Below are 24,755 nucleotides of genomic sequence, written 5' to 3'. Positions count from 1 at the left end.
GGCACTGCGGGGTAAGGATGATCGGCATGGAGAGGACCGAGGACGGTCGCTACGTGATCATCAACGGACGGCGGTGGCGGGCGACCGATCCGGAGATCCCGGAGGAGGTGGCCGCGCGGCTGCGGAAGTCATTGATGGCGGCCCGGCGCGAGGTCGGCGTCCTGACCCGCCAGGGCAAGGATCCCGCCCCGGCACGCTCCAAGGTCCAGGCCGCCAAGGTGGCGCTCGGCGAACGCGGCACCCCCTGGTGGGAGCAGTCGCCCGCGGAGCGCCGGCAGCGGTGGGAACTGCTCAGCGACGACGCCAGCGCTGACTGACCCGATAGGCCAGCGCCCGCGTCCCGTGGATCGCGCCGGTCGGGCGCAGGTCCGGCGTGGCGTTGCGGATCGGGTCGAAGGCCAGCGCGGCGTCGGCGGTGCCCGGGATGAGCTCGCCGAACGTCACCCGCCCGAACGGCTGCTCGTCGGCGCACAGCACCAGCTGGGCGTTTCCGGTCAGGGCGGCGGCGGTCACCGTGCCGAGGCTGCGGCCCAGCGGTGTTCCGGTCCGGCTGGGTCCGGCGGAGAGATAGATCTTGCGGTCATCTCCCGTCCGGTACGCGGTGATGGAGCCGTAATGAGAGGCGAACGACCGTCGCGGTGCGGGCAGATGACGGGTCATCGGGCCGGTCCCGGCCGTGGAGAGCAGCAGATCGGTGCCGTGCCCGTGCAGCCGGATCGCCACGCCGAGGACGTCCGGGCGGCTCCCCCGCGTGCCGATCCCCTTCGACAAGCGGATCGTCACCGGCCAATGGCTCGGGTTGTCGAGCAGCACCGATCCGGTTCGCGCCGGCGCACCCCAGATCTCGAGTTCGCCGGTGAACGAGCGGCCGGCCGGGTGCAGGAATCGCCGATGCCGGGACCGCGTCACCCGGATCCCCGCCAGCAGAGCCACCACCGCGGCCGCGACCATTCTCACGGGTGGCATCGGTACCCGTGAACGGCCGCTCTATTCCGCCAGGATCTGCTCGCGCAGAATGTCGGCATGACCGCAGTGCTGCGCCAGCTCGCGCAGGACGTGCAGCAGGACCCAGCGCAGCGGCAGCGGACCCCGGCGATTGCCGGGCAGGAGATCATCCAGGCTGAGCGGTGCGGTCGCCCTCCGCGATCGGTCACAGGCCTTGTCGTACGCGTCGCGCACACCGGCGATCGTGTCCCCTTCCTCCAGGACGAACGAGTCGTCCGGGGTGTCCGGGATGCCGATCTCGGCACGGGAGCGGCCCGTGACGGCCTCGTCGAACCACACCTGCTCCACGACCGTGACGTGTTTGACGAGACCGAGCAGGGTGGTCCGTGACGGCACCAGCCGGCGTCGTGCCTGCTCCTCGGTGAGGCCGTCGAGGCACCCGGCCAGCATCCGGCGATGCTCGTCGATGAACCCGTCGAGCTGCTCACGCATCGGTTCGTGGAAGGAGGACATCCGGACAGCATGTCAGGCGTTGATCAGACGTGCGACGACGGGCATTCCTCCTCGGTGGTTCGATGCTGGCGCTGGCCGCCGGCTGCTCCCCGGAACCGGTCATCCCCTCCGCCCCGGCCGGCGACGAACGTCTCGAGCAGCGGTTCTCGGCAGCGCGCGGGCGGACCGTTGACTTCTGGACGGCTGTTCCGGCGGGGCACGGCGACGGCCGCGGACTGCCGGTCTGCTTCGTCCTGCACGGCGGCTCGAAACGTCCGGCGGACTTCTCCGGCCTGGGCCTGGGCCGGTTCCTGACCGACGCGGTACAGCGGGGCGCCGCCCCCTTCGTGCTGGCCGGCGCGACCGGTGACCGCCTGGCGTGGCGGCCGCGCGGCGGCGACGACCCGCAGTGGATGGTCCGCCAGGAGATGCCGGCGTGGTGTGCCGACCGCGGCTTCGACACGACCCGGGCGGCGGCCTGGGGCTGGTCGATGGGCGGATCCGGAGCGTTGCTGCTCGCCGCGACGTTCCCGGGTTTCGTCCGCTCGGTGGCGGCCTTCTCCCCCGCGGTCGCGCCCGGCGACGCCGTCTTCGACGGTCTCGAGCGGATCGGCCGCACCCCGGTCGGCCTGTGGTGCGGCAAGGACGACGACCTCTACGACGACGTCCGCACCCTGTGGGCGTCGCTGCCGATCCCGCCACGGGCCGGCGGCTTCGGCCCGGGCCGGCACCACTTCCCGTACTGGTCGACGCTGATCCCCGACGCCTTCGACTTCGTGGCGTCCACCCTCACCTGAGGTGGTCAGCGGCGGGCCAGGCGGCGGGCTCCGGAGATGCCGGGCTGGTAGGGCAGGTCGTAGTGGGCGAAGACGGCCGGCTCGTCGGTGGCGGCCAGCTCGCCGTCCACGTCGATGCTCGGGGCGGTCGACGCCAGCTTCTTGGCGACGCGGACCCGGACCGCTTTGGGCGTGACCGTCGCGCCGGCCAGGGGTACGAGGACGAGCCGGTGGCGGCCGATGAAGCCGACCCGGACGGTGGCGAAGGCCGGCTGGTCGTCGAGGGTGTCGACGTACACCGCCTCCAGGTCGCCGATCTTGTCGCCGTCCGGGTCGATGACGCTCTCGCCGCGCCAGTCGCGCAGGCTCTCCGCTGGGAACATGCTGTGGCAGTTCCCGCAGCGAGCGACGGGGAAACGGCTCACGGCGCGCGGATCGACAGGATGCCGCTGAACGGGCCGCTCGTCACCACCTGCACGGCCCCGGTCCGGAAGTTCCACGCGATCACGGCGTCCCGCTCGGTCTGCACCAGCACGGTGTCGGCGCCGAGGAACGTCAGCGGCTTGCAGCAGCCCTTCCACCGGCCCGGGCCCAGGTCCAGGACACGCTCGACCACGCCGTCGTCCGCGCCGACCACGGCGATCGCCTCGTATCCCTGGGTGGGCGTGCTGCCCCACGAGCCGCGGACGACCCGGGCGCCGTCGGTGATCGGGGAGCCGTACCACTCGTTGACGGCGTAGCCGGGCGGGTCGGTCAGCCCGGTGGAACGGACCGGCGTGGCCTCGTCCGGGTGCCATGTTCGCAGCTCGCGACGGGTGGCAGGCAACTCGATGAAGGTGCCGTCGCGGAAACCGACGCTGTCCCAGAGCGACAGAGCCGCGGGCAGCGGGGCGATGGTTCCGGCGGCCCAGTCCACCGCGGACGCGCCCGGTCCGCCCGCGCCGACCAGCACCGTCGTGTCGTCCTGCCAGGCCACCTGCTCGTTGAGGCCCGGCACCGCGATCCGATGTGCCTTCGCCGTGGTCAGGTCGACGACCACGACGGCCTGCGGCTGCGGCAGGGCGACGCGGCGGCGGTCCGGGGACAGCGACAGGGGGCGCAGCGGCGCGGCCTGGTTGCCGCCCTCGTCGTGGGTGAACGTCAGGTCGCCGACGTCGATCTGCACCCAGAGGCCGTCGGGCGCCAGCGCGTAGATCGGCTGCGGCTGGTCGCCGGTCTCCTCCGGAGTGGCCTGCACGACCGCCATGGCCGCGTCGATCGGGTGCCGCGACAACGGCTGGAAGTCCGAGGGGACCAGGTCGGCGCCGACCGCCGGCAGGGGCGCCACCAGGCGTTCCGGCATGGTGGACGGGAGTTGCTGCACCTCGGGGGCCAGGACGGCGGGCGTCGGCGTGACCACGGGAGGCGGCGATGGCGAGACCGCCGGCAAGAGGACGGCCAGGATCGGCAGAACGGCAGCCGCCACAGCGGTGCCGGCGTACCGGCGGCGTTTGATCTTTCGCGCGTGCGCCCACGAAGAGTGAGCGAGCGACGGCGCCTGCACCGCGGCCGAGGCGTCCTCCAGGAGATCCTTCAGCTCGTTGTGGCTCATCGTGACACCTCCCGCAGCGCGTCGCCCAACTCGGGCGCGAGCTCTCGCAATCGGCGCAGCCCATCACTGGCCTGGCTTTTCACCGTTCCGATGGAAATTCCAAGGACTTCTGCGGTACGCGCTTCGCTCAGATCGTCGAAGTACCGCAGGACGAGGACAGCCCGCTGGCGAGGAGCGAGCCGGCCCAGCGCGCGCACGAAGAGTAATCGCGTCGGGACGTCGTGGCCCTGCTCGGGCGGTGGTTCGGGGATGTCCGTGCCGAGGCGCTCGCGCCGGATCCGCCGCCACCAGGAGACGGCGTCGCGGTAGAGGATCGTGCGCACGAACGCCTCCGGGTCGCCGTCCCGCACCCGGCTCCACCGCAGCGCGAGCTTGACCAGCGCGTTCTGCAGCAGATCCTCGGCGAGGTGGTGGTCGCCGCAGATCAGGTACGCCGACCGCAGCAGGCGGTGCTGACGCGCCTGCACGAAGGCGACGAACTCCGGCTCGCTGTTCACATCCTTTGAACGCATGGGCCCCGCTGAAAGGTTGGGTGGTCCTCAGAATGCCCGGGCCAGCCGCCGGACCGCCTCGTCCATCCGGTCGGGTGGGCTGGCCGCGTAGCTCAGGCGCAGGAAGGCCCCGGCCGGCTCCGCCGCGAACCACGGGCGGCCGGGGAAGACGACGACGCCCTGCGCCGCGGCGGCGGTGGCCAGCGCCGTGTCGTCGACGCCGTCCGGCAGGCGGGCCCAGAGGTGCATGCCGCCTCGGGGGACGCGCGGGGGAACCAGGTCGGGCAGGTGCCGGGACAGGGCGGTGAGCAGCGCGTCCCGGCGGTCGCGCAGGGCGGCGCCGAGGGCCCTGCGGTGCCGCGCCCAGGCCGGGGACGAGACGAATTCGCAGGTCGCGGCCTGCAGCGGCCCGGAGACGAAGAAGTCGTCGAGCAGCCGGGCGGCGCGCAGCCGGGCGCCGGCCGGACCACGGGCGCCGATCGCCGCGACACGCAGGCCGGGCGCCGCCGGTTTGGTGAGGCTGCGCAGGTAGACGACGTGGCCGTCGGGGTCGTCGGCGGCGAGCGGCGCGGGCGGTGACACGTCGATGGTGAGGTCGCGGGCGTAGTCGTCCTCGATGAGGAACGCGGCGGCGTCCCGGACCGTCGCGGCGACCGCGTCCCGCCGGGACTCCGCCAGCGTCGCGCCGGTCGGGTTGGCGTGCAGCGGCTGGCAGTAGAAGAGCTTCGCGCCGGTCCGGGCGAACGCGGCGGCCAGCTGGTCGGGCCGCACACCGTCGTCGTCGGCCGGGACCGGCACCACCCGCAGCCCGGCCGCCCGGGCCACGGCCAGCGCGCCCAGATAGGTCGGCGACTCGACGAGCACGGTGTCGCCGGGGACGGTGAGCGCCCGCATCGCGGTGGAGAGCGCGGCCTGCCCACCCGGGCAGACGACCATGTCCTCGGCGCGGAGCCCGCCGCCGGACTCCCGGGCGAACCAGGCCCGCAGGTCCTCCCGGCCCTCGACCGCGCCGCGCTGCCACGAGGCGGGCTGGCGGGCGGCCCGGGCCAGGGCGGCGCCGAGCGCGGCGGCCGGCTGGAGATCGGTGTCGAGGTAGCCGGTGCTGAGCGAGATGGCACCCGCGGGCGGTATCGCCAGTAACGCTTGCATCTCGTGCGCTCCGGATCGGGCCGGGCCGAGCGCGACCGTCTGCCAGGAGAGGTCGGGGGTGCGGGAACGGTCCGGGCGGGCCGCCACGAAGGTGCCGCGGCCGTTCCGCGTCTCCACCACGCCTTCCGTCACGAGCCGGCGGATCGCGGCGGCGACGGTGACCGGGGAGGCCTGGTGGCGGGCGGTCAGCTCCCGCACCGAGGGCAGCCGGGAGCCGGGCGCGGAGACGGCCGCCACCCGCCGGAGATCTTGGATGACGCGGGTGGCTGCGTTACCGTTCTCCATGACAGTACAGAGTAGCGCTATCGTGCCGAGGACGGTAACGGCGGGTTTGTTGCTGGGAGCGCTGGGCGTTCTCGCGTTCAGCCTGTCCCTGCCGTTCACCAGGGTGGCCGTCGCCGACCTGGACCCGTGGTTCGTCGCCTTCGGGCGTGCGGTCGGCGCGGCGGCGCTGGCCTGGGGATACCTGCGGTTCACCGGTGCGGCGGCGCCCACACCCCGGCAGTGGCGGCGGCTCGTGATCGTGGCGCTCGGCGTCGTCGTCGGGTTCCCGCTGTTCACGTCGCTCGCGCTCACCACGTCGACGTCGGCGCACGGCGCTGTCGTCGTGACCGTCCTCCCGGCGATGACGGCGATCTTCGCGGTGCTGCGGGCCGGGGAACGCCCGCCGGCGCTGTTCTGGCTGGCCGGTCTCGGCGGCCTGGCCGTGGTGCTGACATTCCTGGTGGTCAGCGGCGAGGTGCACGGATCCCTCACGCACACCGATCTCTTCCTGCTGGTGGCCGTGATCCTGTGCGGACTCGGGTACGCCGAAGGCGGCGCGTTGTCGCGGGAGCTGGGCGGGGCTCGTACGATCTGCTGGGCCCTGATCGCCGCCCTGCCCGCCACCGTCCCGGTGACCCTGACCAGCGCCCTGCTCGTCCCTCCGCACGCCGGCCCGGCCGGATGGGCGGCGTTCGGCTACCTCACCGCCGTCTCGATGTTCCTCGGCTTCTTCGCCTGGTACGCCGGGCTCGCCCGTGGCGGCATCGCCCGCGTCGGCCAGATCCAGCTGATCCAGCCACTGCTCACGCTGCTCTGGTCGGCGCTGCTGCTCGGCGAGGAAGTCGGCGGCGCGTCCGTCGGCGCGGCGGCTATCGTGCTCGGATGTGTGGTGCTCGCTCAGCGCACCGCGGCGAAAGGCTGACCCGACATGTACGTCCCCGCGCACTTCGCCACCACCGACCACTCCCTCCTGGAGAACGGCGGCCTCGCCGACCTGATCACCGCCACCGCCGAGGGCATCGTCGCGACACCGGTCCCGTTCGTCTACGACGCGGCGACCCACTCCCTGCGCAGCCACCTGGCGCGCAACAACGACCAGTGGAAGCGCCCGGTCCTCGGCGAGGCCCTCGCGATCGTGCGCGGGCCGGACGCGTACGTCTCCCCGACCTGGTACGCCACCAAGGCCGAGCACGGCCGCACCGTCCCGACCTGGAACTACGTGGTGCTGCACGTCTACGGCACGCTCGTGGTGCACGACGACCCGGCCTGGCTGGCCGATCAGGTCCGGCAGCTGACCGGCAAGCACGAGCCGGAGTGGGTCGTCGAGGACGCGCCGGCCCGCTTCATCGAGGGACAGCTGCGGGCCATCGTCGGCGTCGAACTGAGGATCACCCGCATCGAGGCGAAGCAGAAGCTCAGCCAGAACCGATCGGAAGCGGACATCGCCGGGGTGGTGGCGAACATCGACGAGCCGGTCGCCGCGGCGATGCGAGCGCTGGGCTGAACCCGGCGCTGGGCTGATCCCGGCGCTGGGCTGATCCCGGCGCTGGGCTGATCCCGCTCAGGTGTGCACCGGCAGGACGACGTGCACGCGGGTTCCGGCGGCCGAGGGCTCGATGTCGCACCGGCCGCCGAGCTCCTCGACCCGCGACCGGATCGAGATCAGCCCCACCGGCTGCCGGTCCTCGGCCTGCTCGCCCGCCCACGCGCCGTCATCGGTGATCGTCACCGTCAGACGGTCGCCGTCGCGATGCAGACCGACCCGGCAGTGCTCCGCGTGCGCGTGCTTGACGACGTTCGTCACCGCCTCCGCCACGATCCGGTAGGCCGCGACCTCGACGGCCGCGGGCAGGTGGTCGAGATCGCCGCCGGTGTCCATCGCGAACCGGGGTCCGTCGCCGGGCCGGCGCAGGGTCAGCCCGGCGACGGCGGTGCGCAGGCCGTCGTCCAGGGCCGCCGGGCGCAGGCCGTCGATCAGCGAGCGGACCTCGGTGGCGCAGCTCTCCAGCTCGGTCGTCAGCGTGCCGAGCAGGTGAGGGCCGGGGCCGTCCGGGAGAGCTCGCCGGGCGGCGTCGGCCAGCAGCCGGGCCCCGGTCAGCGCCGACGCCACGCCGTCGTGCAGGTCGCGGCGCAGCCTGCGGCGTTCCTCCTCGCGGGCGAACACCAGGCGTTCCCGGGCGGCCTGCAGTTCGAGCGTGCTGCGGCAGGCCTCCGCCGCCAGAGCCGCCTGCGAGGCGAGGACGCTCAGCAGTCGCGTCTCCCCGGCCAGGAAGGCGGCGCCGGGCCGGCGTGGCGCCACGAGCAGATCGCCGACCACCGAACCGTGGGCCTGCATCGGGAACCGGACCGGCTCCCCCGAGCGTCTGCCCTGCTCGAACACCAGCGGCTCGGAGGCGGAGCTCAGCGCGCGAAGGGCGATCGCGGCGTACGGCACCCGCAGCCCGTCCATCAGGCTCGTCAGCAATCGTGGCAGCACGTCGAGCGGGTCGACCACCGCGCGCAGGTGCTGCCCGGTCCGGGTCAGGATCAGGTACGGGTCGTCGCGCCGGCCGTAGAGCAGCCGGTCGATCGCGCGCCGGGCGGCCCGTTCCGCCGGGTGCAGGGCCGCCGCCACGGCGCCGACCGCGACGATCGCCGCCGTCCAGCCGGTGGCGGCCGCGACGGTCCGGCCGACGACCGTGGCGGTCAGCGCGAAGACGCCGACGGCCAGCCCGGTCAGGGTCAGCCAGACCAGCCCCCGGTGGATGTAGAGGTCCAGGTCGTGCCACCGGTAGTGCAGGACGGCGAAGGTCAGTCCCAGGGGCAGCGCCGGGATGGCGATCAGCCCGCCGTACGGGACGTTGCCGTAGTCGAGGGCGATGCCCGCCACCAGCAGCACGGCGCTCGGCAGCAGGCAGGCGAGCTGCTGGCGCTGTTCCCGGTCGAGGCCGGGCAGGCGGGCGACCAGGAGGACCACGACGACCAGCGTGGTGACCGCCACGACGCCCACCATGGACAGCGCGACCACGCCAAGCCATCGCAGCCCGGGCGGCGGCCGATCGTCGACCACCGTGAGCAGCGTCCTCGGCCGCAGCAGCGCGGCGATCGCCAGCGCTCCGGTGGCCACGCCTCCGGCGATCACCAGGACGGCGCCGGCCACGCGCCGCCGTGGCGACGGCGTCCTGCCGTCCGGGATCACCAGCATGATCAGCGGGATCGTCGCCAGGGGCGGCCACCACGCCCACTGGCTGAGCCACGCCAGCGGCAGCCACGCCGACCAGCAGGCGGCCACGACGGCCACGGTGGCGGTGACGCCGACGAGGAGCATCAGCCGCCCCAGCGGGTGGCCGGGCAGGCGGCGCAGGACGAAGACCCCGAGCGGCGCGAACGACACCGCCAGCATCGCCGGGATCGCCACCGGCGTCGGCGTCGGCCCGCGCATGTCCAGCAGCCCGCCCGCGACCGCCAGGCCGGCCAGCCCCGTCCCCGCGGCGATCAGCATCGGAGCCGGCCGGTCCACGAGCCTCCGCTCCGGGGCCGTCATCGTCCTGGTCCCGCGCGCCGGTCAGGTGTGGGCGGTGCCGGCCAGATGCGCCAGCATGTGGAAGAAGCTGCCCTTGTCGGGCTGCGGCGGGCGCAGACCGCGGAACAGCTCGTCGAGCCGCACCATCACCTCCGGCAGGGTGCCCTCCGGGCGGGGCACCCGGACCATCGGCGGGCCGGGGACGCTCCCGAAACCCGGCGTCTCGTTGAGCACCACCTGCATGTGCGCGAGCACCGCGTCGATCCGGTCCAGCAGGAAGCGTGGCGGGGTGACCTCGGCGTCCGCGGGCACGAGGCGCAGACCGGTGCCGGGCGGCTCCCGCAACCACCGGACGCCGTCGCCGTCGAAGAAGTCGAACGGATCGCGGGCGCCCTCGCCGTAGTCGAGCGGAACGCCGGTCTCCTCCTCGCGCAGATGGGCGAGGGCGATCCCACCCGGTCCGACGTGGAGGAACCGGTTGTCATCCCGGATGGCGAGCATCAGCGCATCGGCGTCCCGCATGGCTCTTCCCCTCGGCACCGGCCTCTCGACAACCCGCGGCGCGGGCCTGTCCGGCCGCCCGGATCCAGGCTGGCACAGCGGCGGTGGCCGGGCAACGCCGTTATCCGGGGGGCGGCAAGCCGTGCTCGCGGGCCAGCAGAGCCGCCTGCACCCGGTCGGCGACACCGAGCGTGGTGAGCACACCGGACAGCCGATTACGGACCGTCTTCTCGCTGATCCCCATGACCCGCGCGATCTGGCCGTTGCTGCGCCCCTCGGCGACCAGCGAGAGCAGCCGCAGATCCCGTGGCTGCAGCCGGTCCAGCGGCGGTGGCATCGCCGCCGGACGGCCCGGTCCCAGGGCCGCCGGTCCGCCGACCCGCGGTCCGAGCACCAGGCCTCCGTCGGCGACCGTGCGCAGCGCGTTGAGGACGACCTCCGGAGTGGAGTCCTTGAGCACGTAGCCACTGGCGCCGGCCGCGAGGCAGCCGCGCACCAGCCCGTCGTCGCGCGTCATGGTCAGCACCAGGACCGCGCAGGACGGCACGGCACGGCGGAGCCGGTGGATCAGGTCGAGGCCGCTGCCGTCGGGCAGACCCAGGTCGATCACCGCGACGCCGGGTTGCTCGGCGATCGCCAGGCGCTCGCCCTCGGCGCTGGTGGACGCCTCCACCGACCGGCCGACCCAGGGCTCGAGGTCGAGCACGGCGGCGAGCCCGCGGCGGACGAGCGGGTGGTCGTCGACGATCAGGACCGTCACCCCGATCCGCGGCGCGCTCATCGCCACACCCTAGGACAGCATCGGGCCATCCTCCCGGTCGTGCCGGGACATCGTCTCCTGCGACCGGGACAGCGCGCGCCCGACGGTGGTGGGGCAACCACTTCCCGCCTTCCACGAAGGAGCAGAACCATGGCACCCACCACCATCGACACGACCGAGCAGAGCATCGGCGGCCCCCGCTACATGCGGTCCATCGTCTCGCTCGACGACGCCGGCAACATGCAGGTCCGGACGAACACCTTCTCCCACTGGGATCTGCGCGGGTTCACCGGCGGCGTCCTGGTCTCGCTCTCCGACGTGGAGGGCAACCTGCTCCACATCACGCCGCTCGTCTCGTACGGCGTGGACGGCCGGCTGGTCTTCTGGTCCACCTCCAACCGGTGGGACAACGAGTACTACAACGTCGGCCCGGACGTGGCGCGGCGGGTCGACCGCATCGACGTCTGGCACGGCCCGACCCCGAAGAACCGGTTCGTGCCGATCATGACGGACATCCTGTTCACGGTCCGGCTGATCATCTGGATCGTCGAGCAGTGGCAGCAGAGCAGCGGTGACGACGGCGGCGCCGGCGATCCACCGGTCCAGACCACCCGGCAGGGGCTCAGCGTCCGGCGGGGCGAGCTGGTCTCCCGGGTCGAACCGGACGCGCTGCCGCACGGGCAGGCCGCGACGTTCACCGTGGTCGCGACCGACAGCGTGACCGGGGCCGCCGTCGACGGGCTCGTGTACCGGGCCATGAGCCTGCCGCTGGAGCGGGCCGGGATCCCGATCGGACCCGCCAACCAGCCGATCACCGCGACGCTGACCGGCAAGTGGATAACGAAGCGTCAGGTGGTGGTCGACCCGGACAGCGGCGACCGCGAGGTGATCGTCACGCGGTCGTACGTGCAGGAGCGGCTGTTCCTGCGGACCGCGGAGCACGGCGACGTCCCGGTCGCGTTCACCCTCACCGGCGCTCCGGCCGACCCGGTCGACGCCTGAGAACCGCGGCCACCGGCGGGCGGCCACCCTGGCGAAGGGTGGCCGCCCGCCGCGACGTCAGCACCAGGTGAGAGTGGAGTTCGTGCGGGTCACGTTGGTGATGGTGTTGTTCGAACCCGTACAGGGGCTCCAGGTGATGTTGGTGTTCGACACCGCCAGGTTGCGCAGGCTGATGCCCGACGACGGCGCGAACTCGGTCCGGGCCGCGATCCGGATCTCGCCGCCGCCGCTGACCGTGCCGGAGACCGCGGCGATCACGCCGTTGTAGCAGTTCTCCAGCAGGATCGCGTTGTTGCCGGTGTTCGCGATGTCGACCCGGTCGATGGTGAAGCCGCCGCTCTCCGAGACGCAGAAGACGCCGCGGCCGCCGCCCCGGGCCTTCACGGTTCCGACCTTGATGTTGTTCGGGTACGCGTCGCCGACCCGCCCGTTGCGGTTGGCCATCCGGAACGCCGCGTATCCGGTGCCCGCCCCGGCGTTGTCGGCGTCCACCGTACCGACCGTGGCGTTCATCGTCTGGTTGAGCAGCAGGCCGGACTCGCCGACGCTGCGGGCCGTCACCGTGCCGATCGTGATGCCGTCGACCCCGTACGTCTCCACCGCGTGCGAGGAGGCCCCGGACACGTAGACGGTGTCGATCCGCACGTTGCGGGTCCACTCCGCGGTGTTGCCCCGGTTGTCGATGCGGACGCCGAGGCCGGCGCTGAGCCGCATGTCGATCTGGCCGAGCCAGACGTTCGACACGTTGCGCATGAAGATGCCGTAGATCGGCGCGCCGGTGACGTTGAGGTAGGGCACCTCGATGTTGCTGACCCCGCGCGCGTAGATCGGGGCGTAGTCGCCGCTGCCGCTGCCGGTCACGTTGATGGTGCCGCAGACCGACAGCGAGGTGTAGCTGGCCAGCGAGATGCGGCTGCCGGCGGTCATCGACCCGTTACCGCGGACCACGACGCGCTGGAGGGACGTGCGCCCGGCGGTGAGGCTGCCGATGCCGGCCTGCACGGCGGCCCGGAAGTCGGTGCCGGTGTAGACGGCGGTCCCGGACGCGTTGCGGGCCGTCCAGGTGCTGCCGCTGACGGTGACCTCGGACTGGAAGGTGCCGGACCCGCAGGCCGCGGCGCTGCCGGAGCCGACCTGGACCAGCGACCACCGCTGGTTGGCGCCGTCCGCGTCGGCGAACTGGGAGATGATCGCGCCGTCGGCGGTGGACCACTCCCAGAGGTCGAGGGCCTTGCCGGTGTGCCGGTTGACGAAGCGGACGTCGCCGTTCGCCGAGTCCTTCAGGGTGAACTGCTGCCGGGTCGTGCCGTTGTCGGTGTTCTGGATGAGCTGGGTGCCGTCGGTGGCGTTCGGCATCTCCAGGAACAGTCCGCTGTGCCGGCTCCTGATCTTGTACCAGCCGGAGCCGGCGTCGACGAACTGCCACTGCTGCCAGTTGCCGTCGTTGCGGGTGAACTGGGCGATGCCGGCGCCGGCCGTGGTGGACAGGTTGTAGACGTCCATGGCCTTGGCGCTGTGCCGGTTGACGAAGACGTACCAGGCGGCGGTGTTGACCGTCGCGGCACTGGCCTGCTGGACGCCGAACGCGGCGCCGGCGCCGCCGAGGACGACGACGAGCAGCGCGGCCCACCAGCGACGGCGGCGGGGCGGGGATGCGGGCATGGGGGAACCCTTCGGTCTGTGAGCGCTAACAACTTGGGGGATGGGAGCGCGCCCAAGGGCTCAATATAGACCACCGTGGATTTTTGTCAGGCGTCTCCCGCCAGAGTCCGCGGGACGTCGTTGCGCAGCGACAGGGCGGTGGGCGCCACCGTCGCGGCCAGGGTCAGGGCGAGGCCCGTGCCGGTCACCACGGCCACCGCCGCCAGGCCGAACGACGGTGTGCCGCCGATCGCCCAGGCCCCGGCCAGCGCGGTGACCGCCACCGCGGCCGTGCCGAGCAGCGCCGCCGTCCCCACGTAGATGATCGCTTCGGCGGCGGCCGTGACCAGCACCGTCGCCGGGGTGCCACCGGCCGCGAGGACCAGGGCGTACTCGCGCTCCCGGGGACCGCTGCCCATCACGATGGTGGCGGCCGCGCCGACCAGCGCGAGCAGCATCGGGCCGCCGAGCAGCAACAGCACCGTGCCGGCCGTGGGCGCGGAGTCCGCCACTGTCGCGTCGGCCGCGTACATGCCGCCGGCCAGGGCGATCGCCACCATGATCGGGTTGACCGCGCCGGTGCCGCGGGCGAGGTGGTAGGCGGTGTTGTTGCGGGCCAGGAACCAGGCGCTGGACGCGGTGGCCGGGACGACGGCCGTCCAGGCCCGCAGCAGCCCGGTCAGGAACAGCGGGCTGAAAGCCGCGAGCACCCCGGCGGTCAGCGGACCGAGCAGGGTCAGCGGCGCGGTCAGCTTCGCCGGGTCGCCGCCGGGCAGGCTCGCGACGATCGCCACGGTCACGGCCAGGGTGGACACCCCGGCGATCCAGCGGCCCGCCGACATCCGCCGGGCGGCGGGTTCCGGCTCGCGCAGGGATCGGATCGGCGGGGTACGACCGGCCCGTCCCGCGCTCCGGAATCCCCCGATCGTCACGACGGCCACCACGACGAGGACCACCGGAACGGCCGCGAGCGTGGTGAACCGGAACGGCAGATCGGGGAACACCGTCCGCCACAGCGGCCGCAGGGCCGGCACTGCGACCAGGCAACCGGCCGCCGCGCCGGCCAGCGACACCAGGGCAAGCTGCGCGGTCACGACGGCGCGGACCCGGCCCGGTCCGATGCCGGCGAGCTGCCACAGGGCGTAGCCACGCTGCTGCAGCGTCACGGTGAGCCCGGCGACGGTCCCGGTGACGATCACGGCGGTGACGGCGGTGAGCGTCAGGATCGTGCCGCTGATGGCGTACAGGGCCAGGGCCTCATCCCCGCCCACCGCGACCGCTGTCGCGAGACCGCAACCCACCACCGCGCCGACCGCCGCCGTCGCCGCCGCGACGGCGAGCGCGCCGAGCCAGATCCGGAGGTTCGCGACCAGGTCGCTCACGATCAGTCTCAGCACGTCAGGCGCCCATCGCCGCGAAGATCCCGGCGGCCTGCGGATGTTTCAGCTCGCGGTGCACGGCGCCGTCGCGCAGCACCAGCACCCGGTCGGCCCGGGCCGCGGCCTGCAGGTCGTGGGTGACCATGACGACCGAGCGGCCGGCCGCCACCACCGTCGCCAGCAGGTCGAGCACCTGATTGCCGGCGGCGGTGTCGAGCGCGCCGGTCGGCTCGTCGGCGAAGAGCACGTCGGGCCGCAGCGCCAGCGCCCTGGCGATCGCGACACGCTGCTGCTGACCGCCGGAGAGTTCGGCCGGGCGGGCGTGTGCCTTCTCGGCGAGCCCCACATCGGCGAGCGCCCGGTCCACGTCCGCGTCGCTGATCCTGCGGCGGGCCAGCCGGGCCGGCAGCGCCACGTTGTCCCGCGCGGACAGCGACGGGATGAGGTTGTACGACTGGAACACGAATCCGAGGTGGTCGCGACGCAGCCGGGCCAGCCGTCCCCGGCCGAGCGGCCCGAGCGGCGTCCCCAGGATCCGTACCTCGCCGGTGGTGGCCGGTTCCAGCCCGGACATGCAGTAGAGCAGCGTCGACTTGCCCGAGCCGCTCGGCCCGACGATCGCCAGGAACTCGCCGGCGTCGACCGTCAGGCTCACGTCCCGCAGCACCGGCGCGTCACCGAACGACTTGCCCAGATTCCCGACCTCGATCAGCGCGCTCACGTCAGGAAACGGCTGATCTCGGCGGCGAAGTCCTCGGGGTGCTGGAAGAGAAAACCGTGGCCGGCATCGCTGTAGAGTACGGCCTTGGCGTCCGGGAGCCGCCGCGACATGGCGTACGTCGCGTACGAGTCGATCATCACATCGTGGGCGCCGTTGGCCACCAGCACCGGCAGCGTCAGCTCGTCCTGGCGGTGCCAGTAGCCCGCGAAGGTCGCGATCGCGGTCAGCTGCGCCCGGTACGTCGCCGGGCTCACCGCGGCGTCCGTGAGCCGGGTCTCCAGCCGGCGCAGCGAGGCCAGACCGGCCGCGCGGGCCCGCTCCGACTCGCCGAAGAACAGGTAGAGGAAGTCCTCGTCTCCGTTCACCGCGTGCGACAGCACCTCGTTCACCTTCGGCGGCGGCGCCGGCAGGTCCGGGACACCACCGGCCGAGCTGCCGGCCACGATGAGCCGCCGCACCAGGCCTGGGGCCCGCAGCGCGACACCCTGTGCCACGATCCCGCCCATCGACCAGCCGAGCAGGTCCACGGTGGTCAGCCCGAGCGCGCGGATGAACTGCTCGGCGCCGTCCGCCATGTCGTCGATACCCGCCGGCGCCGGGCCGGTGGACAGGTTCACCGCCCGGTTGTCGAAGACGATGACCTCGCGCTCGGCGGCGAGCAGGTCGAGGAACGCCGGGTCCCAGTGATCGATGGTGCCGCGCAGCCGCATGCACAGCACCAGCGGGATCGCGCCGCCCTTCCCGAAACGGCGGTAGGCGAACCGCTCCCCCGCCGGGCCGTCGACGAACCGGGTCTCGGCCTGATCGGCCAGGTAGTCACTCATGATCGAAGTACATCCCCGGTCCGGCTGCCGTCCCCAACCCTCACGGCCGACGGCGTGCGAACGGGCAGTCCCGCCTGCCCTTCGCGGTCAGTCGGCCGGGGTGCCCAGGGCCGCCGCCGCGTCCTGCTCATAGGTGCGCTGACCCCGGAAGACGATCAGGCTGCCGATCACCAGCGGCAGCAGCACCACCGTGTACGCCCAGCGCAGCGAGCCCGTGGCGTCCGAGGCCAGGCCGATCAGCCAGGGGCCGAGCGCGCCGCCGAGGGTGACCAGCATCTGCAGGACGGCGAAGCCGAGGCCGCGGCGGTGGGCGGCGACCACGTCGGCGTTGGCGGCGGTCAGGTTGGCGATCGCGGCGGCGAAGCCGACGTTGGCGAGGGTGAAGCAGACCGCCTGCGGGGCCAGGACCGGGACGCTCACCGCGCCGGCCAGGAAGACCGTGCCGAACAGCAGCGACCAGCCGCCGATCGCGACCCGCTGCCGGTGGAAGCGGTCGCCGAGCCAGCTGCCGGCCAGGATGCCGGCGACGATCCCGACCAGGCCGGCGCCGCCACCGACGGCGGCGGCCGACGCCTCGGGCAGGCCGAACTCGCGGGTGTAGAACGACGGCATCCAGAAGAACAGGCCGCCCAGTCCGAAGAAGAGGATGCTCAGGCCGATGATGACCGACCGCAGGGTACGGATCCGCAGCAGCGTCACGAGCTGCGTCTTCATCGGAACGGCCTGCTCGTCGGCCTGCTTCTCGACCGGCGGCGCGCCGGTGTACCACCGGGACAGGTCGTCGCCGAGGCCGCGCACCGGTTCGCGGATCGTCAGCACGAGCAGGGCGATGATCACGCCCGGGACGGCGACCAGGAAGAACCCGGTGCGCCAGCCGACCGTCTGCGCGAGTGCCCCGCCGGCGATCACTCCGATCGGGAGGCCGGCGAAGTAGGCCATCCGCTCGTACCCATAGGCTCGTGCCCGGCCCGGACCCGGATAGAGGTCGCCGAGCAGGCTCGACGACGGCGGGTTGTAGAGCTGACCGGCCGCGCCGAGCAGCACCCGGACCGCGAACAGCGTGGCGTACGTGCCGGCCAGGCCGGTGCCGACGGTGAGCAGCGCCCAGATCGCGACGATCACCGAGATGGTCCAGGTGCGTTTGCCGGTGTCGGCGAGCTTGCCGGCCGGCAGCAGCAGGACGATCGCGGCGAGGGCGCCGGCCGTGGCGATCGCGCCGCCTTGGCTGTCGCTGAAGCCGAACTCCTTCTGGATGGTCGGCAGGGCCCCCGCGAGCAGGTTGTATTCCACCCGGTCGATCGCGGCGACCAGCGCCACGCAGATCGCCGGCCACCAGCCGAAGGGGGCGGCGGCGCCATGCCGGACCGGGACAGGAGCACGCCCCGGATAGGCCGTCACCTGCTTGATCTGCTCGGATTCATCGGTGAGAGCCATGCGGGAATCTTGCCAGAACGAAACGACGTTTCGCTAGAGGGAACGGAGCAGCTCGCCCATGCCGTCCACCCGGTCGTCGATGCCGTGCGAGCGCAGCGCGTGCCAGAGCGTCGCGGCGTTGATGGCGATCACCGGTTTGCCCAGCTCGCGCTCCAGGGTGTCGGCCAGAGCCACGAAGGACAGGTTCGTCCCGACCTGGACGATCGCGTCGACATCAGGCCCGTCGAGCCGCGCCACCTCCGCGCGCAGCCGCTCCTCCGGCACCTTGGCGATGTCGGTGGCGGTCGGGCAGCGCAGGCCGGTGATCGCGGCGACATCGAAGCCGGCCTCGGTGAAGAACCTTCCGACCTCCCGGTCGGCGACGGGTTGATAGGGCGAGAAGACCGCGATGCGGCGGCACTTCAGCGCCTGCAGCGCGGCACGGCATGAGCTGGCCCCGGTGGTCACAGGCATCTTGGTACGCCGGCGGAGCCGCTCTTCGAACGCCTCGTTTCCCGCGACCCCTCCCCAGAACGTCTCGGCGGACATGCCCATCACCATCCGGTCGGGCTCCGCGGTGAGCGCGTCCCGCACGGCCGTGTCGATCGAGGCGCGGATCTGCCCGAGCAGGGCCTCGAAGCCGGCGTCGTCACCCATCATCGGATTCGGGATGTGCATGGAACCGGCGCGGAAGGCGACGCCGGGCACGCGGGCGGTCCAGTAGTCGTGTTCGACGACGGTGTTCGTGCTCGGCACGATCACGCCGAAGAGGGCGCGGGGTCCGACGATGTTCGTCATTTAGTTCCGGCTCCTGCCACGGTGTCGACGATGCGGTGGGCGCGATCACGGGCCGGCGGCCGGTCCAGCAGCAGAGCGTCGAGCAGCAGCGGCGAGGCGATCATCGCGACCGCGTCCTCCCGGTCGTCGTCCGGCACGCCGGCGGCGCGCAGCACCGTATGGAACGGCTCGAGCAGGTCACTGACGTAGCGGTGCCGCAGCTCGGCCGCGTCCGCCACCACCAGGGCCTGCAGGAACCGGGCGACCGGACGGTCCCGGAGCCGGTCGCCGAGCCGGTCGACCTCGGCGTGCAGGTCCTCGGCGAGGTCGCCGGTGGGCTCCCCCGGCGGGATCGGCGCGACGTCGATGAGGGCGGCCAGCACGTCGGCCGGGGTGGGCCAATGCCGGTAGACCGTGGTGCGCGAGACGCCGGTGACCTGGTAGAGCCGCTGCGCCGTGAGCGCGGCCGGCCCCTCTTCGAGCAGCAGCTTCAGGGCGGCCGTGAGCACGACGGCCTCGGTGTCGCCGGTCGGTCCGGCGGGGCGTCCAGGGCGGGTCACGGGAATAGACGATACACCTTGTACACGAAACTAAATACCGCTACATTCTGCACTGGAAAAGCCCGACAGAGGAGGCCCGCCATGCGCCCGCACGTCGAGATCGTCGATGAACGCGACCTGATCTGGCACGTCGCCGAGTTCCAGCACGCGATCGGCAGCGCCGAGCAGCGCAACCTGAGCTACGACGAGGAGGACGGCTCCGCGTCGCTGAAGGTGCGCTTCACCAGCGACTGGTCCCGCCCCGCCGGCGTGCACCAGGCCGACACCGAGTGGTACGTGCTGTCCGGCTCGGTCGCGATCGGCGACACCGTGCTCGGGCCGGAGGGTTACTGGACGGCACAGGCCGGAGTGTTCACACCGCCGATCACGGTCACCGAAGGCACCGAGGTCCTGCTGTTCCGCGAGTACGGCGACTGGCACTTCGACACCACCACCGCCGGCGAGCCCGGACTCGTCGTGCTCGACACCGCGGCGATGCCGTGGATCGACGTGAAGGACGGCAGCCCGATGCGCTTCGACCTCGGCGGCACGCCGGTGCCGGGGCTCTACATCAAACTGCTGCACCGGGACGAGAAGACCGGCTTCTACACCCGCCTGATCAAGGCGAAGCCGGGCTGGCGGGAGGAGCCGCTCGCGCATCACCCCTGCTCGGAGGAGGCGTACTGCCTGGACGGGGCGTTCGACTACAACTTCGGCAAGATGTGGCCGGGCACGTACTTCTGGCGTCCCCCGCTGATCCGGCACGGCGACTTCACCGCCGACGCCGAGAAGGGCTGCACGTGGATCGTGCAATCGGACGCCGACCTGGTCGACTGGTACACCGACAACGCCCGCGTCGAGATGCGCGGCGACGCCACCAACTGGGGTGAGGGCTTCCCGCAGAGCGTCCCGCCCCGCTTCATCGAGCCGGTCCGGTCGCGCAGCGCCGGCCGCTGGGCGGACCCTACCTACCAGTGAGCGGGTCGGGCGGGAAGAGGTCGTGGCCGTCCCACGGGTCCACGGCCTCCGGATAGGCCGGATCGTCCGGAGCAAAGGGCCGGGTCGGCGCGGGCTCCTTCACCTGCGCCGGCGCATGCGGCCGGGCCGGCGCGGGGTCAGCGGCCGGCGCGGGCTCGGCGGCCGGCGCGGGAGCGGGTGGGAACGGCCGGGTGTGGGCCGGGCGGGCGGCCAGCTTCGCGGCGGTGGCCCGCTCCAGGTTGAGCCGGGCCCGCGCCGACTCGAAGACCGGGCCGGTCAACCCGGTCAGCGGCTCGTTCTGCCACAGCCCGAGCGCCGCGCTCACCTGCGAGGTGGCCTCGTCCAGGTTGCCGGTCCGGTGCTCGGTGTGCGCCCGGGTCAGCGCCGCCCGGAACTCGGCGGCGTCGCTCTCACTCGGCCGGAGGACATAGCCGTCGTCGGTGAAGGCGATCAGCGACGTCCGGTCCGGGTCGAGCGCCCGCCGCAGCCCGCCGACGTAGCGCTGCACGATGTCGACGCCGTTCTCCGGCGGGTCACCGTTCCACAGCGCTGCCACGATCTCCGGGACCGGCACCGGCTTACCGGCGTTGAGCAGCAGCAATGCCAGCACGGCTCGCTGCCGCAGCGGGCCGATGTCGACCTGCTCGGCGCCCCGGAAAGCCCGGACCGGCCCGAGGATCTCGAACCGCAGCGTGGCCGCCGGATCCCCGGAACTCTCACCCATCACGCCGCAGCATAACGAGCCCATCACGCCGCGGCACAACGACCGGTCACGCCGCGGCGCAACGACCGGTCAGCCCGCCGCCGCACGCACGTGGTGGCGGCCGATCGGCAGCATCAGGGGCTTGCCGGACACCGGGTCGGTGATGACCTGGCTGTCGAGGCCGAACACCGCGCGGACGCACTCCTGCGTCAGCACCTCTTCCGGCTCCCCCGCCGCGTGCAGGGAACCGTCGGCCAGGGCGATCAGGTGGTCCGCGTACCGGGCCGCCATGTTCAGGTCGTGCAGCACCATCACGATGGTGGTGCCCCGGGCCGCGTTCAGGTCGGTGAGCAGGTCGAGGACCTCGACCTGGTGGCTGACGTCGAGGAACGTGGTGGGCTCGTCCAGCAGCAGCACCTCGGTCTGCTGGGCGAGCGCCATCGCGATCCACACGCGCTGGCGCTGCCCGCCGGAGAGCTCGTCGACCGCCCGGTCGGCCAGGTCGGCGGTGTGCGTGGCATCCAGCGCCGACGCCACCGCGGCGTCGTCGGCGGAGCTCCAGCGGGACAGGATCCGCTGGTGCGGGTTGCGGCCTCGGCCGACCAGGTCGGCGACGGTGATGCCCTCCGGCGCGATCGGCGACTGCGGGAGCAGCCCGAGCGTGCGGGCCAGCTCCTTCGCCGGCATCCGGTGCACCTCGCGGCCGTCGAGCAGCACGTGGCCGGCGCGCGGGGCGAGCAGCCGGGACATCGAGCGCAGCAGCGTCGACTTGCCGCAGGCGTTGGCGCCGACGATCGCGGTGATCCTTCCGGGCGGCACGAGCAGGTCGAGCGACTCGATGACGGCCCGGTCGCCGTAGCCGACGGTGAGCTTCTCGACGGCCAGCACATGAGAGGTGGTCACAGCGAGCCTCCGGCGCGGTTGGTGCGGACGAGCAGGTAGATGAGGTAAGGGGCACCGAGCACGCCGGTGACGACGCCGACCGGGAAGCGGGTGTCGAAGGCGAACTGCCCGAGGAAGTCGGCGACCAGCACGAGCAGCGCGCCGACCAGGGCGGACGGCCACAGCAGCGAGCCGCCGGGTCCGGTCAGCCGGGCGGCGATCGGCCCGGCCAGGAACGCCACGAACGCGATCGGGCCGGTGGCCGAGGTGGCGAACGCGATGAGACCCACCGCCGCCACGATGGCGATGAGACGAGTCCGCTCCAGCCGGGTACCGAGCGCCGCGGCGGTGTCGTCGCCGAGCTGCAGCATCGTCAGGTTGCGGGCCTGGGACAGCAGCAGCGGTCCGAACACCAGCAGCGCGACCAGCACCGGGACGGCCTCTTCCCAGGTGGAGCCGTTGAGACTGCCGTTGAGCCAGCGCGACGCCGCCTGCAGGTCCCACTGCCCGGCCTGGCTGAGGACGTACGACGTGACGCTGTTGAGCATCGCGGCCATCCCGATGCCGATGAGGACGAGCCGGGTCCCGGCCACGCCGTCCTTGTACGACAGCACGTAGATGATCAGCGCGACGCCGAGGCCGGCGACGATGGCGAACGCGGAGACACCCGCCTCGCCGAGGCCGAGCACGATGATGGCGAACGCCGCCGCCGCGCTCGCGCCCGAGCTGATGCCGATGATGTCCGGGCTGGCGAGCGGGTTGCGCAGCATGGTCTGGAACGTGACGCCGCCCATGCCGAAGCACAGGCCGGCGACCAGGGCCAGCACGGCGCGCGGCAGGCGCAGCTCACCGACCGTGAAGGAGGCGCCGGGAACGGTCTCACCGAGGATCACCCGCAGCACGTCGGCGGGCGGGTAGAACGTCTGCCCTGCCATCAGCGAGACCGCGAAGATCGCCACGATCGAGAGGAGGAGCACGCCCAGCACGGAGAACCGCCGGCGGCCCCTCCGGGTCCGTCCCCGGGTGACGGCGACAAGAGTTGAGGTCACAGCTCGCGCACCTTCTGCCGGCGGACGACGTAGATGAAGAAGGGCGCGCCGATCAGGGCGGTGATGATGCCCGCCTCGATCTCGTCGGGCCGGTTCACGACCCGGCCGATCACGTCGGCGCCGGTCAGCAACGCCGCGCCGGTGAGCGTGGCGAACGGCAGCAGCCAGCGGTGGTCGAGGCCGACGAGCAGGCGGCACAGGTGCGGGATGATCAGGCCGACGAAGGCGATCGGACCGGCGACGGCGGTGGCCGCGCCGCAGAGCACCACCGCGCCGAGGGCGGCGACGCCACGGGCCACCGCGACGCGTTCGCCGAGGCCGGCGGCGAGGTCGTCACCGAGGGCGAGCGAGTTCAGCGGACGGGCGCAGAGCAGGCAGACGACCACGCCGCCGACCAGGAACGGCGCCATCTGCGCGATGCTGTCCCAGGTCGCGCCGCCGACGCCGCCGACCTGCCAGGACTGGAAGTTCTCGGCGACGTCGCCGCGGGGCAGCACGACCGCCGAGACGAGCGAGGCGAGCGCCGCGGAGGTGGCCGCGCCGGCCAGCGCGATCTTCAGCGGGGTGGCGCCGCCGCGGCCGAGCGAGCCGACGGCATAAACGAAGACCGCCGAGATCGCGGCGCCGGCGATGGCGAACCAGATGTACTGGGTCGCCGTGGAGAGCCCGACGGTGGTCATGCCCACGGCGATCGCGAGCATGGCGCCCATGTTGATGCCGAGCACGCCCGGGTCGGCGAGCGGGTTGCGGGTCACGCCCTGCATGACGGCCCCGGACAGGCCGAGAGCGGCCCCGACCAGCACCGCGAGGACCGTACGAGGAATGCGCTTGACCACCGCGGCCTGATCGAGCGTCTCGTCGGTGCCGCCGAAGGCCGCCGTGATGTCGGACCAGCCGACGATCCGGGAGCCGAAGGCGACCGAGGCGGCCATGACCGCGATCAGGACGGCGAGCACGACCAGCAGCCAGGCCAGGCGCACCCGGGCCGGGCGTCGCAGAACGGCGACGTCCGGCCCGGGCCGAGTTGCGAGGGAACTCATCAGATCTTGTCGGCGGCCTTGCCGAGCAGGTCGACGTAGTCCTTCAGCACGAAGGAGACGGCGAGCGGCGTCGGGTTGGCGGCGGTCGCGACCGGGGTGCTTCCGGGCAGCGACACGAACGAGCCGCGGGCGATCGCCGGGATCTTCGACAGCAGCGGGTCCTTCTGCAGCGTCGCGAGGGTGGTGCCCTCGGCGTCACCGTAGGTCACGATGATGTCGACGTCGCTGAGGTTCTGCACCTGCTCGGCGCTCTGCGTGAGGCTGAACTCCTCGGTCGCGGCGGACGCCTTCTCGATGCTGGCCGGGTGCTTCATGCCGAGGTCGGTGAAGAACTGCGCCCGGGTGTCGTGCGTGGTGTAGAAGCTGATCTTGCTGAGGTCGGTCGGGTCGATGTGGGTCAGGAACATCACCGACTTGCCGGCCAGCTTCGGGTAGCGGGCCGCCTCGGCCTTCATCTCGCCCTCGATCTTGGCGATCAGCGCGTCGCCCTCGGCGGCCAGGCCGAGCGCCTTGCTCTCCAGCGTGATGCTGTCGCGCCAGGAGGTGGCCCAGGCCGACTTCGGGTACGCGACGACCGGCGCGATCTTGCTGAGGGTGTCGTAGTCCTGCTGCGTCAGGCCGGAGTACGCGGCCAGGATGACGTCCGGCTTGGTGTTCGCGACACCCTCGAAGTCGATGCCGTCGGTCTCGTCGAAGAGCACCGGGGTCGGCGCGCCGAGCTCCTTGAGCTTCGCGGCGTCCCAGGGCAGCAGGCCGTCGCCGTCCTCGTCTCCGAAGTTGGCCTTGGCGTAGCCGACCGGCACGATGCCGAGGGCGAGCGGCACCTCGTGGTTGGCCCAGTTCACGGTGGCGACCCGCTCGGGCTTCTTCTCGATGGTGGTGGTCCCGAACGCGTGCGTGACCGTGACCGGGAACGACGCGGCGGCGCTGCCGGAGGCGGCAGGGGCGTCTTCGGTGTCGTCGGACGAGCCGCACGCGGTGAGCGCGAGGGCGGCGGTGAGGGCGACGATTCCGGTGAGGAACCGGGAGGCACGCATGCTGAGGAACTCCCATGGATCAAGGGGTAAGGGGTGCCTAACCTAACACCGACATGATCTTGCAGGTCGTGGGGGGTTAGGCTCGCCTTACCTGATCGTGGATGGGGAGTTCGGAGAAGTGACAGGCATCCTGCGCCGGGCAGTGGCGCGCAACGGCCGGCATCTCTGGACCGGAACCGCCCTCGCCGGCGTCTACCAGCTCTGCGCCGCCCTCGTCCCGGTGCTGATCGGCGTCATCGTCGACCGGGCGGTCGGCACCGGCGACGTGATCGCGCTGGCGACCTAGACCGCGGTCCTCG

28 protein-coding genes are annotated in these 24,755 nt (G+C 72.6%); 7 read left to right on the top strand and 21 right to left on the bottom strand.

The annotated features are described in order from the left end of the window. The first annotated feature begins 26 nt into the window (after positions 1-26). Positions 27-317: a hypothetical protein gene (locus EP757_RS26610; protein ID WP_232050019.1), complete on the top strand. Its 291-nt coding sequence runs from the start codon at positions 27-29 to the stop codon at positions 315-317. On the opposite strand, the gene EP757_RS26605 is transcribed toward EP757_RS26610, so the two are convergent. Next, a complete protein-coding gene (locus EP757_RS26605; RefSeq protein ID WP_232050710.1) occupies positions 292-951 on the bottom strand; it encodes a hypothetical protein in 660 nt (219 codons plus the stop codon). The two genes, EP757_RS26610 and EP757_RS26605, sit on opposite strands and share 26 nt — an antisense overlap. A gap of 36 nt (positions 952-987) precedes the next feature. Then, positions 988-1,458: a DinB family protein gene (locus EP757_RS26600; RefSeq protein WP_127550462.1), complete on the bottom strand. Its 471-nt coding sequence runs from the start codon at positions 1,456-1,458 to the stop codon at positions 988-990. A 29-nt stretch (positions 1,459-1,487) separates the two neighbouring features. On the opposite strand from EP757_RS26600, the gene EP757_RS26595 reads away from it, so the two are divergent. Then, on the top strand, positions 1,488-2,234 hold the full coding sequence (locus EP757_RS26595) for an alpha/beta hydrolase-fold protein (protein ID WP_370457690.1): 747 nt from the start codon (positions 1,488-1,490) through the stop codon (positions 2,232-2,234). 5 nt (positions 2,235-2,239) lie between these two features. Here EP757_RS26595 and EP757_RS26590 read toward each other — a convergent pair whose 3' ends face one another. From EP757_RS26590 to EP757_RS26575, 4 genes are read right to left on the bottom strand one after another with little or no spacing between them, the layout of a single operon-like run. Further along, complete coding sequence (locus EP757_RS26590) at positions 2,240-2,596, bottom strand: PRC-barrel domain-containing protein (protein WP_127550460.1); 357 nt, start codon at positions 2,594-2,596, stop codon at positions 2,240-2,242. A 38-nt stretch (positions 2,597-2,634) separates the two neighbouring features. Then, entirely contained in the window at positions 2,635-3,804 is a 1,170-nt protein-coding gene (locus tag EP757_RS26585; protein ID WP_127550458.1) for a hypothetical protein, read from the bottom strand. After that, positions 3,801-4,316, bottom strand: coding sequence for a SigE family RNA polymerase sigma factor (locus tag EP757_RS26580; protein WP_127550456.1), 516 nt, complete (start codon positions 4,314-4,316; stop codon positions 3,801-3,803). Before EP757_RS26580 ends, EP757_RS26585 begins: the two co-directional genes overlap by 4 nt. Before the next feature lie 27 nt (positions 4,317-4,343). Then, the gene (locus tag EP757_RS26575; protein WP_127550454.1) at positions 4,344-5,729 is read right to left on the bottom strand and encodes a PLP-dependent aminotransferase family protein; all 1,386 of its coding nucleotides are present in this window, start codon (positions 5,727-5,729) and stop codon (positions 4,344-4,346) included. Between the two features lie 22 nt (positions 5,730-5,751). On the opposite strand from EP757_RS26575, the gene EP757_RS26570 reads away from it, so the two are divergent. Both EP757_RS26570 and EP757_RS26565 read left to right on the top strand, forming a co-directional pair. After that, positions 5,752-6,630 (top strand): DMT family transporter, encoded by an 879-nt coding sequence (locus EP757_RS26570; protein ID WP_232050018.1) that lies wholly within the window; start codon positions 5,752-5,754, stop codon positions 6,628-6,630. A gap of 6 nt (positions 6,631-6,636) precedes the next feature. Continuing rightward, a complete protein-coding gene (locus EP757_RS26565; protein ID WP_127550450.1) occupies positions 6,637-7,212 on the top strand; it encodes an FMN-binding negative transcriptional regulator in 576 nt (191 codons plus the stop codon). Positions 7,213-7,269: 57 nt separating this feature from the next. Here EP757_RS26565 and EP757_RS44660 read toward each other — a convergent pair whose 3' ends face one another. From EP757_RS44660 to EP757_RS26550, 3 genes are all read right to left on the bottom strand, one after another. Next, positions 7,270-9,231 (bottom strand): sensor histidine kinase, encoded by a 1,962-nt coding sequence (locus tag EP757_RS44660; protein WP_127550448.1) that lies wholly within the window; start codon positions 9,229-9,231, stop codon positions 7,270-7,272. A gap of 21 nt (positions 9,232-9,252) precedes the next feature. Continuing rightward, on the bottom strand, positions 9,253-9,732 hold the full coding sequence (locus EP757_RS26555) for a hypothetical protein (RefSeq protein ID WP_127550446.1): 480 nt from the start codon (positions 9,730-9,732) through the stop codon (positions 9,253-9,255). Between the two features lie 100 nt (positions 9,733-9,832). Beyond that, entirely contained in the window at positions 9,833-10,492 is a 660-nt protein-coding gene (locus EP757_RS26550) for a response regulator transcription factor (protein ID WP_127550444.1), read from the bottom strand. A gap of 129 nt (positions 10,493-10,621) precedes the next feature. Between EP757_RS26550 and EP757_RS26545 the strand changes: the two genes are divergently transcribed. Next, positions 10,622-11,473 carry a hypothetical protein gene (locus tag EP757_RS26545; RefSeq protein ID WP_127550442.1) on the top strand — a complete coding sequence of 284 codons (852 nt, stop codon included), beginning with the start codon at positions 10,622-10,624 and terminating at the stop codon, positions 11,471-11,473. Positions 11,474-11,530: 57 nt separating this feature from the next. Here the strand turns inward: EP757_RS26545 and EP757_RS26540 are convergent, their stop codons facing one another. From EP757_RS26540 to EP757_RS26510, 7 genes are all read right to left on the bottom strand, one after another. Next, positions 11,531-13,135, bottom strand: a complete 1,605-nt coding sequence (locus EP757_RS26540; protein WP_127550440.1) for an RICIN domain-containing protein — start codon at positions 13,133-13,135, stop codon at positions 11,531-11,533. Positions 13,136-13,221: 86 nt separating this feature from the next. After that, positions 13,222-14,511 carry a hypothetical protein gene (locus tag EP757_RS26535; RefSeq protein ID WP_127550438.1) on the bottom strand — a complete coding sequence of 430 codons (1,290 nt, stop codon included), beginning with the start codon at positions 14,509-14,511 and terminating at the stop codon, positions 13,222-13,224. A gap of 1 nt (position 14,512) precedes the next feature. Next, complete coding sequence (locus EP757_RS26530; RefSeq protein ID WP_127550436.1) at positions 14,513-15,214, bottom strand: ABC transporter ATP-binding protein; 702 nt, start codon at positions 15,212-15,214, stop codon at positions 14,513-14,515. Then, positions 15,211-16,038, bottom strand: coding sequence for an alpha/beta fold hydrolase (locus tag EP757_RS26525; RefSeq protein WP_127550434.1), 828 nt, complete (start codon positions 16,036-16,038; stop codon positions 15,211-15,213). Before EP757_RS26525 ends, EP757_RS26530 begins: the two co-directional genes overlap by 4 nt. 87 nt (positions 16,039-16,125) lie before the next feature. Next, entirely contained in the window at positions 16,126-17,472 is a 1,347-nt protein-coding gene (locus EP757_RS26520) for an MFS transporter (protein ID WP_127550432.1), read from the bottom strand. 33 nt (positions 17,473-17,505) lie between these two features. Continuing rightward, on the bottom strand, positions 17,506-18,249 hold the full coding sequence (locus EP757_RS26515; RefSeq protein WP_127550430.1) for an arylmalonate decarboxylase: 744 nt from the start codon (positions 18,247-18,249) through the stop codon (positions 17,506-17,508). Then, the gene (locus EP757_RS26510; RefSeq protein ID WP_127550428.1) at positions 18,246-18,788 is read right to left on the bottom strand and encodes a TetR/AcrR family transcriptional regulator; all 543 of its coding nucleotides are present in this window, start codon (positions 18,786-18,788) and stop codon (positions 18,246-18,248) included. The genes EP757_RS26515 and EP757_RS26510 overlap by 4 nt, the downstream gene beginning before the upstream one ends. An 81-nt stretch (positions 18,789-18,869) precedes the next feature. On the opposite strand from EP757_RS26510, the gene EP757_RS26505 reads away from it, so the two are divergent. Continuing rightward, a complete protein-coding gene (locus EP757_RS26505; RefSeq protein ID WP_127550426.1) occupies positions 18,870-19,745 on the top strand; it encodes a DUF4437 domain-containing protein in 876 nt (291 codons plus the stop codon). Here EP757_RS26505 and EP757_RS26500 read toward each other — a convergent pair. The 5 genes from EP757_RS26500 to EP757_RS26480 all read right to left on the bottom strand — a co-directional run bounded on the left by EP757_RS26500 (position 19,732) and on the right by EP757_RS26480 (position 24,456). Then, positions 19,732-20,469: a BTAD domain-containing putative transcriptional regulator gene (locus tag EP757_RS26500; RefSeq protein WP_160165894.1), complete on the bottom strand. Its 738-nt coding sequence runs from the start codon at positions 20,467-20,469 to the stop codon at positions 19,732-19,734. The two genes, EP757_RS26505 and EP757_RS26500, sit on opposite strands and share 14 nt — an antisense overlap. 69 nt (positions 20,470-20,538) lie before the next feature. Then, positions 20,539-21,351: an ABC transporter ATP-binding protein gene (locus EP757_RS26495; RefSeq protein ID WP_127550422.1), complete on the bottom strand. Its 813-nt coding sequence runs from the start codon at positions 21,349-21,351 to the stop codon at positions 20,539-20,541. Next, positions 21,348-22,379, bottom strand: coding sequence for an iron chelate uptake ABC transporter family permease subunit (locus EP757_RS26490; protein WP_127550420.1), 1,032 nt, complete (start codon positions 22,377-22,379; stop codon positions 21,348-21,350). Before EP757_RS26490 ends, EP757_RS26495 begins: the two co-directional genes overlap by 4 nt. Beyond that, positions 22,376-23,419 carry an iron ABC transporter permease gene (locus tag EP757_RS26485; protein ID WP_127550418.1) on the bottom strand — a complete coding sequence of 348 codons (1,044 nt, stop codon included), beginning with the start codon at positions 23,417-23,419 and terminating at the stop codon, positions 22,376-22,378. The genes EP757_RS26490 and EP757_RS26485 overlap by 4 nt, the downstream gene beginning before the upstream one ends. Beyond that, on the bottom strand, positions 23,419-24,456 hold the full coding sequence (locus EP757_RS26480) for an iron-siderophore ABC transporter substrate-binding protein (protein ID WP_127550416.1): 1,038 nt from the start codon (positions 24,454-24,456) through the stop codon (positions 23,419-23,421). Before EP757_RS26480 ends, EP757_RS26485 begins: the two co-directional genes overlap by 1 nt. Positions 24,457-24,574: 118 nt before the next feature. On the opposite strand from EP757_RS26480, the gene EP757_RS44075 reads away from it, so the two are divergent. Then, positions 24,575-24,742: a hypothetical protein gene (locus tag EP757_RS44075; RefSeq protein ID WP_232050017.1), complete on the top strand. Its 168-nt coding sequence runs from the start codon at positions 24,575-24,577 to the stop codon at positions 24,740-24,742. The last annotated feature ends 13 nt before the right edge of the window (positions 24,743-24,755 follow it).

It is taken from the genome of Actinoplanes sp. OR16, assembly GCF_004001265.1.
Lineage (GTDB): Bacteria > Actinomycetota > Actinomycetes > Mycobacteriales > Micromonosporaceae > Actinoplanes.
This window is presented reverse-complemented; position numbering and strand designations above follow the sequence as displayed.

Excerpts from the sequence above, each read along its gene's own strand:
- EP757_RS26610 (WP_232050019.1), top strand. The coding sequence starts at position 27 with ATGGAGAGGACCGAGGACGGTCGCTACGTGATCATCAACGGACGGCGG.
- EP757_RS26605 (WP_232050710.1), bottom strand. The coding sequence starts at position 951 with ATGGTCGCGGCCGCGGTGGTGGCTCTGCTGGCGGGGATCCGGGTGACG.
- EP757_RS26600 (WP_127550462.1), bottom strand. The coding sequence starts at position 1,458 with ATGTCCTCCTTCCACGAACCGATGCGTGAGCAGCTCGACGGGTTCATC.
- EP757_RS26590 (WP_127550460.1), bottom strand. The coding sequence starts at position 2,596 with ATGTTCCCAGCGGAGAGCCTGCGCGACTGGCGCGGCGAGAGCGTCATC.
- EP757_RS26585 (WP_127550458.1), bottom strand. The coding sequence starts at position 3,804 with ATGAGCCACAACGAGCTGAAGGATCTCCTGGAGGACGCCTCGGCCGCG.
- EP757_RS26580 (WP_127550456.1), bottom strand. The coding sequence starts at position 4,316 with ATGCGTTCAAAGGATGTGAACAGCGAGCCGGAGTTCGTCGCCTTCGTG.
- EP757_RS26575 (WP_127550454.1), bottom strand. The coding sequence starts at position 5,729 with ATGGAGAACGGTAACGCAGCCACCCGCGTCATCCAAGATCTCCGGCGG.
- EP757_RS26565 (WP_127550450.1), top strand. The coding sequence starts at position 6,637 with ATGTACGTCCCCGCGCACTTCGCCACCACCGACCACTCCCTCCTGGAG.
- EP757_RS44660 (WP_127550448.1), bottom strand. The coding sequence starts at position 9,231 with ATGACGGCCCCGGAGCGGAGGCTCGTGGACCGGCCGGCTCCGATGCTG.
- EP757_RS26555 (WP_127550446.1), bottom strand. The coding sequence starts at position 9,732 with ATGCGGGACGCCGATGCGCTGATGCTCGCCATCCGGGATGACAACCGG.
- EP757_RS26550 (WP_127550444.1), bottom strand. The coding sequence starts at position 10,492 with ATGAGCGCGCCGCGGATCGGGGTGACGGTCCTGATCGTCGACGACCAC.
- EP757_RS26545 (WP_127550442.1), top strand. The coding sequence starts at position 10,622 with ATGGCACCCACCACCATCGACACGACCGAGCAGAGCATCGGCGGCCCC.
- EP757_RS26540 (WP_127550440.1), bottom strand. The coding sequence starts at position 13,135 with ATGCCCGCATCCCCGCCCCGCCGCCGTCGCTGGTGGGCCGCGCTGCTC.
- EP757_RS26525 (WP_127550434.1), bottom strand. The coding sequence starts at position 16,038 with ATGAGTGACTACCTGGCCGATCAGGCCGAGACCCGGTTCGTCGACGGC.
- EP757_RS26520 (WP_127550432.1), bottom strand. The coding sequence starts at position 17,472 with ATGGCTCTCACCGATGAATCCGAGCAGATCAAGCAGGTGACGGCCTAT.
- EP757_RS26515 (WP_127550430.1), bottom strand. The coding sequence starts at position 18,249 with ATGACGAACATCGTCGGACCCCGCGCCCTCTTCGGCGTGATCGTGCCG.
- EP757_RS26505 (WP_127550426.1), top strand. The coding sequence starts at position 18,870 with ATGCGCCCGCACGTCGAGATCGTCGATGAACGCGACCTGATCTGGCAC.
- EP757_RS26500 (WP_160165894.1), bottom strand. The coding sequence starts at position 20,469 with ATGGGTGAGAGTTCCGGGGATCCGGCGGCCACGCTGCGGTTCGAGATC.
- EP757_RS26485 (WP_127550418.1), bottom strand. The coding sequence starts at position 23,419 with ATGAGTTCCCTCGCAACTCGGCCCGGGCCGGACGTCGCCGTTCTGCGA.
- EP757_RS26480 (WP_127550416.1), bottom strand. The coding sequence starts at position 24,456 with ATGCGTGCCTCCCGGTTCCTCACCGGAATCGTCGCCCTCACCGCCGCC.